Genomic DNA, 12479 nt, shown 5'->3' on the forward strand with positions numbered 1-12479 from the left:
AAATTGAGAGGAATGCTTAAAAAAACGAATTTACTGAGTTTTTATGGCTTTTAAATTTGACCTGATGAGATTTTATTGCGTTAAGTTTTTTCATTGCGCAAGTCGCGGGGCAAGCGTGGGCTACGTGGGGGCGGGCTCGCCCCGCGATTGCGATTTCAGGGCTGGAACGCGCCGATGAAGATCGCCGGATCCACCCGCGCATCGTTGAGGCTGACGTTCCAGTGCATGTGCGGGCCGGTGGCCCGGCCAGTCGAGCCCACGCGGCCCACCACCTCGCCACGGCGCAGCGCCTGGCCCGGCTTCACGTCGATCTTCGACATGTGGCAGAACATGCTGATGAAGCCTTGCCCATGGTCGACGAACACCGTGCGGCCATTGAAGAAGTAGTCGCCCACCAGGATCACCTTGCCATTGGCCGGGGTCTTGATCGGCGTGCCGGCGGGCACGGCGAAGTCCAGGCCGGCATGGGGGTTGCGTTCCTCGCCATTGAAGAAGCGGCGCACGCCGAACTTGCTCGACAGCGGGCCGTTGACCGGCTTGTCGAGGATCAGGTTGCTCGGAAGCGCAGGGCTGAAACTGCGGTAGGCCTTTATCTGCTCGGCCAGTTCGCGGTCGATGCGCTTGAGGTCCTGCGGTTCAGGGTTGACCTGGCGCTTGTTCTTCAAGGTGATGTGCTGCTCGGGGTACTTCTTGCTGCCGACACTGAAAGGAATGTTGCGCCCACCCTGGGTCAGCACGGCACTGCCGGGCTTTTGCGTCAGCGGAATACCGACGATGGCCAGCCAGTTGTCCTGCTCCCTGACCACCAATACCGGTTTGCCATCGAAGCGCGCGATCGGGGCGCTGGCGGCCGGGCCCAGGTCGACCACCGCCACGCCACCGGGCACGGGCTTGTTGAGGGCGCGGGTAATGTAGCTGGCGTGGGCGGCCGTGACCGGCAGCAGCAGGGCAAGGGCAAGCAGGGGCGCGAACAGGCGTGGCATGTGTCAGTCCAGGAGCGAGAGGGTGACCGGGGTCTGGTGGTTGTCCTCGACCCGCACCTTGAGTTCGCCTTCGTTGAGGCGGGCGGTCAGGCGTTGGCCGTTGTGGGTTTGCGCGGCGCTGCGGATGGCCTGGCCGCGCTCATCCAGGAGGATGCTGTAGCCGCGGGCGAGGGTGGCCAGCGGGCTGACCACCTGCAGGGTCTGCAACTGTGCCTGGAAGCGCTGGCGGCGGTCCTTGAGCACGTCGCGCATGGCCCGCGGCAGGCGTTCGGCGAGGCTGTCCAGGCGCTGCTTGAGCAGTTTCAGGCTGCGCCCCGGATGTTGCGCGGCCAGGCGCGTGTCGAGGCGGCCGAGGCGTTGCTGGCGCTGGTTCATGGCGAGCATGAAGGCGCGGCGCAGGCGCATGTCCAGGTCGTCCAGGCGCTGGGCCTGCTGGCGCAGGCGCTCGCCGGGGTGGCGCAGGCGTCGGGCCAGCCCGTCGAGGCGCAGGCGGTCGTGGGCCAGGCGGTTCTGCATGCGCAGCAGCAGGCGCCGTTGCAGGCCGTCGAGGCGCTGCTGCAGGCCGCTGCTGTCGGGGGCGAGCAGCTCGGCGGCGGCGGACGGCGTGGGGGCGCGCACATCGGCGACGAAATCGCTGATCGACACGTCGGTCTCATGGCCCACGGCGCTGACGATGGGCGTGACGCAGGCGGCCACGGCGCGGGCCACGGCCTCTTCGTTGAAGCACCAGAGGTCTTCCAGGGAGCCACCGCCACGGGCCAGGATCAGCGCGTCGAAGCCTTGCCGATCGGCCATCTGCAGGGCGCGGACGATCTGGCTGATCGCCTCGCGGCCCTGCACCGCGGTGGGGATCAGGTTCAACTCGACCTGCGGCGCACGGCGGCCAAACACACTGATGATGTCGCGAATCACCGCGCCGGTGGGCGAGGTGATGATGCCGATGCGTTGCGGGTGCGCCGGTAGCGGCTTCTTGCGTTCGGTGCTGAACAGCCCCTCGGCGCCGAGCTTTTCCTGCAGCGCCTCGAACGCCAGGCGCAGGGCACCGTCGCCGGCCGGTTCGACCGTATCGAGGATAAGCTGGTAGTCGCCACGCCCTTCGAACAGCGAGACCTTGCCGCGCACCCGTACCGCCAGGCCGTCACGCAGGGCCTGGCGCACCCGGGCGGCGTTCTGCCGGAACAGCGCGCAGCGGATCTGTGCGCCGCTGTCCTTGAGGGTGAAATACATATGGCCGGAGGCCGGGCGGGCGAGGTTGGAAATCTCGCCTTCCACCCAGACGCTGCGGAACACGTCCTCGAGCAGCACGCGGGCGCGGCCGTTGAGCTGGCTGACGGTGAGGACCTCGCGGTCCAGGCCGAGTCGTTCGAAAGGGTCTCTGATCATGGCGGGCATCATAAAGGAGCGAAGGCCTGGTTGTCTGTGCCGGCCTCTATCGCGGGCTTGACCCGCGATGAGGCCTTCAGCCTTGCATGATCGCCACGAACTGGCCCACCAGTTCCCCGGCATCCCGCCGGCAAGCCAGCGCCACGGTACTTTGGCACGCCTCGTCCAGCGGCACGAAATGCACCGCCGGCGGGGCAATCTCGCGCATGCTCGCCGGCAACAACGCCACCCCGAACCCGGCCTGGATCAGTTGCAGTTGCGTGGTCTTGCGCGATACCACCTGTGCTGCCTGCGGAAAGAACCCCGCATTCATGCACAGCGACGCCGACAGGTAGCTCAGGCCGCCACGCTGGCGATGGGGGATGGAAATGAAACGTTCCTCGCGCAGTTGGTCCAGTCGAACACTGCTTGCCGTGGCCAGTGGGTGGCCCGCCGCCACTGCCAGCAGCAGGGGTTCGTCGAACAGCGCATGCAGCTCCACGCCTTCATGCTGGCGCAGCACCGGCAGGCGCAACAGGCCGATCTCCAGGCGGCCTTCGGCGATGTCCTCCAGTTGCGCCTCCGACGATTGCTGAGCGATCTCCAGGGAAACGCCGGGATTATTCTCGAGGTAGCCGCCGAGGCGCTGCAGCAAATGGCCGGTCAGCGGCACGGTGCTGGAGTGGTTCAGTCGCAGGCTGCCGCGCAGGCCCTGGCCGATTTCCCGGGCCAGGCGCTCGGCCTTGTCCAGGTCGGCAAGCAGATGGCGGGCGCGCTCGAGAAAGGCCAGCCCGGCGACGGTCAGCCGTGGCTGGCGGGCAGTGCGTTCGAACAGGACGGTACCCAGGTGAAGCTCAAGCTCCTTGATCTGTCGGCTGAGGGCCGACTGGGCAATATACAGCCGCTCGGCGGCGGCGCTGAAACTGCCGGCCTCGGCGATTTCGACGAAGTAGCGCAGCTGGCGGATCGAAGTCATGTCATGCCTTTTCGAGATGTCTAGTGGCAAAAAAGCATATTAGTCGGCATGGCTCGTCACTGGCTAACCTTCAGTTGTCTTCAAGGGAACTGCCGCGATGCTCGCTCAACTGTCGTTTTCCACGTTCGACTGGCTGCCCATCCTGCTGGGAGTGGGGGTGGCCTATATCGTCTTCGGTATTGCCGGTTTCGGCACTGCGCTGGTCGCTGGCCCCGTGCTGATCCATTTCATGCCGTTGTCACGGATCATTCCGTTGCTGGTGCTGCTGGATTTCGTCGCAGCCTTCGGCAACCTGCTGCCGTCGCGGCGCGATGTGGTGCGCGGCGAGTTGCTGCGCCTGCTGCCGTTCATGGCCGTGGGTTGCGCCCTGGGCGTGGTGTTCCTGCTGCGGCTCAAGTCCGATGTGTTGCTGTTGCTGATGGGCATCTTCGTGACCGCCTATGCGGTCTATGGCCTGGCGGTCAAGGTACGCCCGGCTAGCCTGTCGGGCGCCTGGGCGGTGCCCATGGGCACGGTGGGCGGGTTGTTCGGCGCCTTGTTCGGCAGTGGTGGATTCCTCTACGCGATCTACCTCAGTGCCCGCCTGGAGGCCAAGGAACAGGTGCGCGCGACCCAGGTCGCGCTGATCAGCTGCAGCACGGTGGTGCGCCTGTCGCTGTTCCTGCTCGCCGGGGTGTATGCCGATACCAGCCTATTGCTGCTCGCCGCCTGCCTGCTGCCGGTGATGTTCGCGGGCACCTGGTTGGGGAGGCGACTGACCTTGAAACTGTCTCGCGAGGCCTTCATCCGCCTGGTCACCTGGTTGGTCCTGGCCAGCGGCCTGGCCTTGATCGGTCGCTACCTGAGCGCCTGAGCAGGCGCTAGAATTGCGCCATTACCGCAGTCCGCAGGCCCGCCTCACCCATGAATACCCAGAGCATCATCGTCCCCAAACTGTCCACCGTGCCCGTCCATGAGGCCCGCGCCCGCGCCATCCTGCGCTGGTTGGTGCGCGAAAAAATCGTCGAGGAACAGTTGAGCACCTGTGGGCGCACCGGCAACCGCATGGGCCATGCCCTGGCGGAGGGGGCGCGCAAGGTGGCCCTGCATCCCGAGAAGTTGCCGTTCGGCGAGCAGGTCAACGGCCTGGAGGTAATGCTCAAGCGTTGCATCTACACCCCCACCGACGGTTTTCTCGAAGAAGCCGGTTGCCCGGAGTGCCGGCGCGAGGTCGGCGAGCCGCTGTTCGAGAGCCTGGAGGAGTGGATGCCGGGGGTGAGTGACAACTTCACCTGCCCGCTGTGCGGCTTCGAAGACGACATCAATGGCTTTCTCTATTTGCAGCCGTGTGCCTTTTCCAACCTGGGGTTCATCTTCAATAACTGGGGCGAGGCCGGGTTTACCCAGGCCTTCCTCGACAGCTTTGCCGACTGGCTGGACCAGCCAGTGGCGGTGGTGCAGGTAAAACTGCCGCAAGGCTGACCGAAGGCCCTTATTTTGCATTGAGCGGCGCGCCATGGATGGGTATAATGGCGCGCTTCCATTTTTCCCTCCCGGGAGCCCCCGCGATGCTGCGTATCAGCCAAGAAGCCCTGACCTTCGACGATATCCTCCTTGTACCTGGCTACTCCGAGGTACTGCCCAATGAAGTCAGTCTCAAGACCCGTTTGACTCGTGGCATCGAGCTGAACATTCCCCTGGTCTCCGCCGCCATGGATACCGTGACCGAAGCGCGCCTGGCCATCGCCATGGCCCAGGAAGGCGGCATCGGCATCATCCACAAGAACATGACCATCGAGCAGCAGGCCGGCGAAGTACGCAAGGTCAAGAAGTTCGAGGCTGGCGTGGTCAAGGACCCGATCACCATCGACGCCGACGCCACCGTGCGCGACCTGTTCGACCTGACCCGGCTGAACAACATCTCCGGTGTTCCGGTGCTGGAAAACGGTGACCTGGTCGGCATCGTCACTTCCCGCGACGTGCGCTTCGAAACCCGCCTGGACGCCAAGGTCCGCGACGTGATGACCCCCAAAGAGCGTCTGGTCACCGTCCGCGAAGGCGCCGACAAGAACGAAGTCCGCGAGCTGCTGCACAAGCACCGCCTGGAAAAAGTCCTGATCGTCGACGACAAGTTCGCCCTCAAGGGCATGATGACCGTCAAGGACATCGAGAAAGCCAAGGCCTACCCGCTGGCCAGCAAGGACGACCAGGGTCGTCTGCGCGTGGGCGCCGCGGTCGGCACCGGCAAGGACACCGGCGAGCGTGTTGCCGCCCTGGTAGCCGCCGGCGTTGACGTGGTTGTCGTCGACACCGCCCACGGTCACTCCAAAGGCGTGATCGACCGCGTTCGCTGGGTCAAAGAGACCTACCCGCAAGTGCAGGTGATCGGCGGCAACATCGCCACTGGCGCTGCCGCCAAGGCCCTGGCCGAAGCCGGTGCCGACGCGGTCAAGGTCGGTATCGGCCCAGGCTCGATCTGCACCACCCGTATCGTCGCCGGTGTCGGCGTGCCGCAGATCAGCGCCATCGCCAATGTCGCCGCCGCACTGGAAGGCACTGGCGTGCCACTGATCGCCGACGGCGGCATCCGTTTCTCGGGTGACCTGTCCAAGGCCATCGTCGCCGGTGCTTCCTGCGTGATGATGGGTTCGATGTTCGCCGGTACCGAAGAAGCACCGGGTGAAGTCGAACTGTTCCAGGGTCGTTCCTACAAGGCCTACCGTGGCATGGGCTCGCTGGGTGCCATGGCGCAGGCGCAAGGCTCGTCCGACCGTTACTTCCAGGACTCCTCGGCCGGCGCCGAGAAGCTGGTGCCGGAAGGTATCGAAGGTCGCGTGCCGTACAAAGGCGCCCTGGCCGCGATCATCCACCAGCTGATGGGCGGCCTGCGTTCGTCCATGGGCTACACCGGCAGCGCGACCATCGAAGAGATGCGTACCAAGCCGGAGTTCGTGCGCATCACCGGTGCCGGCATGGCCGAGTCCCACGTGCATGACGTGCAGATCACCAAGGAAGCCCCTAACTACCGCGTAGGCTGAGGCTTCCAGCAATTACCGAACGGGGCTGTCATACACAGCCCCGCGTCGTTTCCGATTTCCACTGACGAGATTGAGTCATGGCCCTCGACATTCACGCTCACCGTATCCTGATCCTCGATTTCGGTTCCCAGTACACCCAGCTGATCGCCCGCCGCGTGCGCGAGATCGGTGTGTATTGCGAGCTGCACCCGTTCGACATGGACGATGAAGCGATCCGCGAATTCAACCCGCGCGGCATCATCCTGGCCGGTGGCCCCGAGTCGGTCCACGAGGCCAACAGCCCGCGCGCGCCGCAGGCCGTGTTCGACCTGAAGGTCCCGGTGCTGGGCATCTGCTACGGCATGCAGACCATGGCCGAGCAGATGGGCGGCAAGGTCGAAGGTTCCGACCTGCGCGAGTTCGGCTACGCCCGCGTCGACGTGGTCGGCAAGAGCCGCCTGCTCGACGGCATCGAAGACCATGTCGACGATGACGGCGTGCTGGGCCTGGACGTGTGGATGAGCCACGGCGACAAGGTCACCCAGATGCCAGGCAACTTCAGCGTGCTGGCCAGCACCCCGAGCTGCCCGATCGCCGGCATGTACGACGATGCCCTGGGCTACTACGGCGTGCAGTTCCACCCGGAAGTGACCCACACCAAGCAAGGCGGTCGCATCCTGTCGCGCTTCGTCCAGGACATCTGCGGCTGTGAAGCCCTGTGGACCGCTTCGAACATCGTCGAGGACGCCATTGCCCAGGTACGTGCACAGGTTGGTTCGGCCAACGTCCTGCTGGGCCTGTCCGGCGGCGTCGACAGCTCGGTTGTTGCCGCGCTGCTGCACCGCGCCATCGGCGACCAGCTGACCTGCGTGTTCGTCGACAACGGCCTGCTGCGCCTGCACGAAGGCGACCAGGTGATGGCCATGTTCAAGGAGAACATGGGCGTCAAGGTGATCCGCGCCGATGCCGAGAAGCAGTTCCTCGACAACCTGCAAGGCGAAGCCGACCCTGAGAAGAAGCGCAAGATCATCGGCCGCACCTTCATCGACGTGTTCGATGCCGAGGCCAGCAAGCTGGAGAACATCCAGTTCCTCGCCCAGGGCACCATCTACCCCGACGTGATCGAGTCGGCCGGCGCCAAGAGCGGCAAGGCTCACGTGATCAAGTCGCACCACAACGTCGGTGGCCTGCCGGAGGAAATGAACCTCAAGCTGGTCGAGCCACTGCGTGAACTGTTCAAGGACGAAGTGCGCAAGATCGGCCTGGAGCTGGGCCTGCCGTACGACATGGTCTACCGCCACCCGTTCCCGGGCCCGGGCCTGGGCGTGCGTATCCTCGGTGAAGTGAAGAAGGAATACGCCGACATCCTGCGTCGCGCCGACCACATCTTCATCGAAGAACTGCGCAAGGCCGACTGGTACCACAAGACCAGCCAGGCGTTCGTGGTGTTCCAGCCGGTCAAGTCGGTCGGCGTCGTCGGCGACGGCCGTCGCTACGCCTGGGTCGTGGCCCTGCGTGCCGTCGAGACCGTGGACTTCATGACCGCGCGTTGGGCGCACCTGCCGTACGAGCTGCTGGAAACCGTCAGCGGCCGTATCATCAACGAAATCGACGGCATCTCCCGCGTCACCTATGACGTGTCGAGCAAGCCGCCAGCGACCATCGAGTGGGAATGATCCCGAGTCGCGGTTGAATGAAACGGGCCTGCATTGCAGGCCCGTTTTTTTGGGGGGGCTGAACCCTACTCAGCCCCGGGAGAATGCCCAAAATACGCCTTGTAGGCATGGCAGAAATTGGCCGGGTTGGCGTAGCCGACATGATAGGCAACCTGCGATACCTGCCAGCGACGCTCCAGCAGCAGGGCGCGGGCCAGCTCCATTCTCTGTTGCCGAACATACTGCAAGAGCGACCGACCGTATTCGTGGCTGAAAGCGCGGCGCAAGGTGGTCTCGCTCACCCCCAGCTGGCGAGCGAGTGCGGCAGCAGTGGGCGGTGCGTTCAGGTTTTCATCGAGCTGGCGGCGCGTTTCAATGGCCAGGTCGCGGCGCCCCCGGTCTTGACTCTTCTCGGCGGATCTGTGCCCGATCAGGTGGCTGGCCAGTTCCAGCAAGATGGCCAAGCTCAGGCTCTCGCAATGCAGGCGCCTGAGTCCGCCGGTATAGGGTGACAGATACAGCTGCCGGAACAGGCGGCTCACCGCTGGACACTGCGGTAGCTGGTCGAAGCGCATGCCGTCGGCGACAAGTGCCAACAGGGGCTTGAGCTGCGCGTCCTCCCGGGCCAGCTCTTGCAGGTAATCGCCGGCAATACGTACTCCGGCCATGCGGGCATGACTGTTGGCGGGCAGTTGGTCCTGCGCCTCCAGGCTTTCACCCAGGCTCAGCATGTGCAACTGGCCAGGGGCATAACTGTTGAGCCTTCCGTCCACCGTGTGCTGCCACGCCCCGTCGAACACCTGCACGATGCACAGGCTTTGCGGCAGCACCTTGTCGATCCTCAGCGGCTCTGGAAACTGCAGGTTGCAATCGAAGTATTGCAACCCGCTGTGTACCGTCTGCGCCCGATAGTGGCCGGTCGCGCTACCCATCACTCGCGCGCTGCTCGCATCCAGTACACCAGCATCAGCGAGTGACCCGGGGCTATCGAATGAAAAGTCGGTGTCGAGGTAGGGGCTGATCGATCGCATGTGCGCTTGGCATCCTTGGCTGAGGGCGGCATGGCCGCGAATGGTAACGCGTGCACATTTTCAGCGACAGCCGTTGTGCGCAGGGTGCTGTCTGTTGTGCAAGCCGGTCAGCGGGGTTGGCTAGTCGGGCCAGGCTTATTTCAATGGGCGTTTGTTTCGATTCAGGATGGAGAAGACATGCTCGCTTATCGCAAATGGACAGCCCTGGTGGTGGCTGCGTTCGCCCTGTGGCTGGGCCAGGTTCACGCTGAACAACGGCCGGAAGTGGCCGACCAGGTAGTTGTCTACATGGGGGCGCAAGGGACCAAGGTGTGGACGCTGCGTATCGGTGAACGTGCCGCCAACGAAGCGCTGGTACAAATCGAAGGCATCGATCACGACTGGAACATGCGCATCCAGAAAATGCAGGTGGAGAAGACCAGCAAGGACACCCGCTACTCCACCACCGTGGACGGCAAGAAGTACGTGGTGCTGATCATCCAGGGCAACTGGGGCGGCGAGTTGAACCTGCCGGGTGAGGCGCAGACACAGCAGGTCGGCTATTCGGAAGGGCTGTCGCGTGAGGGCAATGCCCAGGCGTTCCTTACCGATTATCTGGCAGCACAGAACACGGAGGCGCAATGATCATGAGCGAGTTCAACGACCCGCTCTCCGAACTGTCTGGCTCGCTGGGCCAGGACTACGAGCAAAGCCGTGCCGCCCAGCGCGACCGAGTGATCGCTGAGCTCAAGCAGGTAATCGAGCGCGTGCCCGAGCAGAGCGAGTTCACCAACTCCCGGCGTTACCGGATCTGGGGGCCAGTATTGTTGCTGGGTGCACTGATTATCACGGCCGTGACCTTCAATCCGGAACGCTTGGGGGCGGTTGCAGCAGGTGTCTTCATCACCTTGATCGCAGCAGCGGTGACCTGGCAACACCGTAATGCCGGTACCCAGGTCTTCATGCGCTTGACCCGCCGGCAGTTGTTCGTCGATACGCTGGATGCACCGGTAGACCTGGCGGAAGTGGAGGACGTTTCGGTCAAGGATGAAGGGCTGGTCATGGTACAGACGCTGGAAATGAGCAGCGAAGCCGTCCTGCCAAAGCATCATGTGGTGAAACTGCAGTTCTTCGGTAACCAGGCCATGGTGTTGAAGAAGCCGCGGCCGCAGATCCGCATCATGTCCGCAGGCCTGGCCAGCAACGGACGCAAGCTGGGGAACGAGGAAGTGCTCGCGCTGCTGGCAGCCTACCGCGATGCGGCACATGCGCAACGGCAACTGGATCTGTTGCAGAACGATGGATAACGGCGAACGCGAAGCCCACCTCGCGTACCTGCAGGCTCAGGCTGATGGCCCCACCGACAGCTTCGTACTGCTGGAGCATTCGCTCGGCAAGGCGCTGGCATGTGCCGTGATTGGCCTGTTGTTCGGCGCGCTGGGCATATGGCTGACCACTCTGGCGGTGCGGTTCAGTCCCGGTGCCAGCAGCGGTGTCATCTGGCTGATGTCTGGTTTCGGCCTCGGCCTGGCCGGCGTCGGGGTGGCGGGGCTGGCCTGTGCCGTCGTGCTATACCGACGGCACGGCAAGCGGGTGCTGAGCGTGACACCAGATACCCTGTGCTTCGCCAACGCGCAGGCGCCGACCCCACTGGACTCCTTCGACGGCTTCGAGGTCGAGCAGGGTTACTTCACTACCCGGCTGATCTTTACCGTGTCGGCGTTCAGCCATGCACCAGTGCTGGCACCGGCCTGTTTCAGGGCGCTGGCCTCACCTGACGCGGTGGTCGTCGCGGGCGGCTTGCGCGTCAGGCTGTGGTTGTGCACGCCCGTCGTAGCCGGGCGCCGCCTTGGCCTGCAGGAACTGGTGGATCTGCTTTATGCCTATGTGCAAGCGGCCCAGGCCAGGCGTACGTTGGCGCAGCTGTTTCCGGGTGTGGCGCGTCTGGGTGAAGCGGCCAGATGAGCCTGAACGTGACCATTGGCGCTCTGGGGCAATGAAGCGCTTCGGTTGGGGCCTGATCCTGCTGCTGTTGCCTCTGGTGCTGTTTGGCTGGGGTAAAGTGCAGTACTGGCGGGCTGACACGGCGCAGGATCAGGCCCTGACCATACGGCAATGGCTGGCTGCCCCCAATGAGACGTTGCTACGCCAATTGCCGTGGGAAGGCCGCAAGGAGCTTGCCAGGCATGTCGATCCGCGGCAGGCCCTGCAGCGTCAACTGGACCTGCTCGATGCGGATCGTCTTTGGGTAAGCGTACGCAAGGTGATGGCCAGTGTGAGCTGCTGGCTGGCAGTGGCCGCTCTGCTGGCAGGCCTCTGGGCCTGGCTCAAGCTGAAGTTGGCTGCCTGGCGGGCGCTGCGCTCTGCGGCCTACCTGTATGAACGCATGATGGCCAACTGGCAGGCCTTGGGCTGTTGCTTGAGTCTCTACATGGTCATGCTTGCCGGTTCGCTGTGCCTGTTGCTGCTCTATGAGGCCAGTTCCGGAGCAAGCCGCGCAGCGCAGGGCGGCATGACGGTGCTGGTCGTGGTGCTGCCGCTGGCCTCAGTCCTGGTTGTGTGTGTTCGCCAGGTCTGGCGAATGCGTCGGCACTGGCCGCTGATGCAGTCTCCGACCGCCAGATTTCTCGCCCGCCCGCTAGGCAGGCAGGCGACGCCAGCGGTGTGGCAGTGGATCGAGACCTTGGCAACACAACTGCACGCGCCTGTCCCGGACCATATCGTGGTCGGCCTTGACCAGGGTTTTTTCGTCACCAGCGTTCCGATCCTGCTGCAGCCCGGTGGGCAGGTCCTCAGGGGGCGTACGTTGTATCTGCCTCTACCTTGCCTGGCCGCCTTGAGCCAGGCAGAGGCGGCCTCGGTCATCGGTCACGAACTGGGCCACTTCAGGCGCCGTGATACGGAGCGGGGCAGCGAAACCAGTGCGCGTTTCAGCCTGATGTGCGCGCATTATTCGGCCATGGTCGGCGACGAGGATGCTCCGCGCTGGGAGGTTCGGCCCACCTTGTGGCTGGCCGGGCAGTTCTTGCACCATTTTCAGCTTGCGGTTCATCACTGGGGGCGTGCACAGGAATTGCTGGCTGATCGGGCAGGTGCCGAGGTCGCTGGCCCGAAGCTGTTCGTACAGGCGCTGTTACGGGTGATTGCCCTGGGGCGGGTGATCGACGGCTTGTTGGTCGCACACGGTGGCAGCAACCTTTTGCGGGCGCTGGCGGCGCACCTGCAAGGCACGCCGTTGCAACTGGGCGAGGAAGTGCTGGGGCTGGCCACTACCCATCCATTCGATACGCACCCCGACCTCGCCACGCGCCTGAACAACCTGGATATCCTGCTCGACCCACAATTGCTGCAGGCCGCCTTGCGCGTGCCGTCCGCTGATGACCAGCAGTGGTTCAATGACCTTTGTCTGGCTCCAGGCAGCACTTGTGATAGCAAGGCTGCGGGCAGCATCCAAAGAGACTTCACTTAATATTTCCCAATTGCAGGTGTATCGTATT

General features: G+C 64.1%; 12 protein-coding genes. 8 read left to right on the forward strand and 4 right to left on the reverse strand.

Annotated elements, in window-relative coordinates; translation table 11 throughout:
* Positions 1-155: 155 nt before the first annotated feature.
* The 3 genes from OH705_RS07920 to OH705_RS07930 form a co-directional block, all read right to left on the reverse strand.
* Positions 156-983 carry a M23 family metallopeptidase gene (locus OH705_RS07920; protein ID WP_038706732.1) on the reverse strand — a complete coding sequence of 276 codons (828 nt, stop codon included), beginning with the start codon at positions 981-983 and terminating at the stop codon, positions 156-158.
* 3 nt (positions 984-986) lie between these two features.
* On the reverse strand, positions 987-2366 hold the full coding sequence (gene xseA, locus OH705_RS07925) for an exodeoxyribonuclease VII large subunit (RefSeq protein WP_267301732.1): 1380 nt from the start codon (positions 2364-2366) through the stop codon (positions 987-989).
* A gap of 76 nt (positions 2367-2442) precedes the next feature.
* A complete protein-coding gene (locus OH705_RS07930) occupies positions 2443-3321 on the reverse strand; it encodes a LysR family transcriptional regulator (RefSeq protein ID WP_094011683.1) in 879 nt (292 codons plus the stop codon).
* Between the two features lie 97 nt (positions 3322-3418).
* Here OH705_RS07930 and OH705_RS07935 point away from each other — a divergent pair, with 97 nt between their 5' ends.
* The 4 genes from OH705_RS07935 (at position 3419) to guaA (ending at position 7993) form a co-directional block, all read left to right on the forward strand.
* Positions 3419-4174, forward strand: a complete 756-nt coding sequence (locus OH705_RS07935) for a sulfite exporter TauE/SafE family protein (protein WP_038706731.1) — start codon at positions 3419-3421, stop codon at positions 4172-4174.
* A gap of 50 nt (positions 4175-4224) precedes the next feature.
* Entirely contained in the window at positions 4225-4782 is a 558-nt protein-coding gene (locus tag OH705_RS07940) for a hypothetical protein (RefSeq protein WP_023628476.1), read from the forward strand.
* A gap of 86 nt (positions 4783-4868) precedes the next feature.
* The gene (guaB, locus tag OH705_RS07945; protein WP_023628475.1) at positions 4869-6338 is read left to right on the forward strand and encodes an IMP dehydrogenase; all 1470 of its coding nucleotides are present in this window, start codon (positions 4869-4871) and stop codon (positions 6336-6338) included.
* 77 nt (positions 6339-6415) lie between these two features.
* The gene (gene guaA / locus OH705_RS07950; RefSeq protein ID WP_038706730.1) at positions 6416-7993 is read left to right on the forward strand and encodes a glutamine-hydrolyzing GMP synthase; all 1578 of its coding nucleotides are present in this window, start codon (positions 6416-6418) and stop codon (positions 7991-7993) included.
* A gap of 65 nt (positions 7994-8058) precedes the next feature.
* Here guaA and OH705_RS07955 read toward each other — a convergent pair whose 3' ends face one another.
* Positions 8059-9003 (reverse strand): helix-turn-helix transcriptional regulator, encoded by a 945-nt coding sequence (locus OH705_RS07955; RefSeq protein ID WP_050704159.1) that lies wholly within the window; start codon positions 9001-9003, stop codon positions 8059-8061.
* Positions 9004-9180: 177 nt separating this feature from the next.
* On the opposite strand from OH705_RS07955, the gene OH705_RS07960 reads away from it, so the two are divergent.
* The 4 genes from OH705_RS07960 to OH705_RS07975 are packed head-to-tail and all read left to right on the forward strand — an operon-like array spanning position 9181 to position 12451.
* Complete coding sequence (locus tag OH705_RS07960; RefSeq protein WP_267301736.1) at positions 9181-9627, forward strand: hypothetical protein; 447 nt, start codon at positions 9181-9183, stop codon at positions 9625-9627.
* Between the two features lie 2 nt (positions 9628-9629).
* Positions 9630-10289, forward strand: a complete 660-nt coding sequence (locus OH705_RS07965; RefSeq protein WP_082337649.1) for a hypothetical protein — start codon at positions 9630-9632, stop codon at positions 10287-10289.
* Positions 10282-10947 carry a hypothetical protein gene (locus tag OH705_RS07970; protein ID WP_104444958.1) on the forward strand — a complete coding sequence of 222 codons (666 nt, stop codon included), beginning with the start codon at positions 10282-10284 and terminating at the stop codon, positions 10945-10947. The genes OH705_RS07965 and OH705_RS07970 overlap by 8 nt, the downstream gene beginning before the upstream one ends.
* Positions 10948-10978: 31 nt before the next feature.
* Positions 10979-12451: a M48 family metallopeptidase gene (locus OH705_RS07975; protein WP_267301740.1), complete on the forward strand. Its 1473-nt coding sequence runs from the start codon at positions 10979-10981 to the stop codon at positions 12449-12451.
* The last annotated feature ends 28 nt before the right edge of the window (positions 12452-12479 follow it).

Origin of the sequence: Pseudomonas sp. BJa3, from assembly GCF_026343815.1 — a bacterium.
Taxonomy (GTDB): domain Bacteria; phylum Pseudomonadota; class Gammaproteobacteria; order Pseudomonadales; family Pseudomonadaceae; genus Aquipseudomonas; species Aquipseudomonas soli.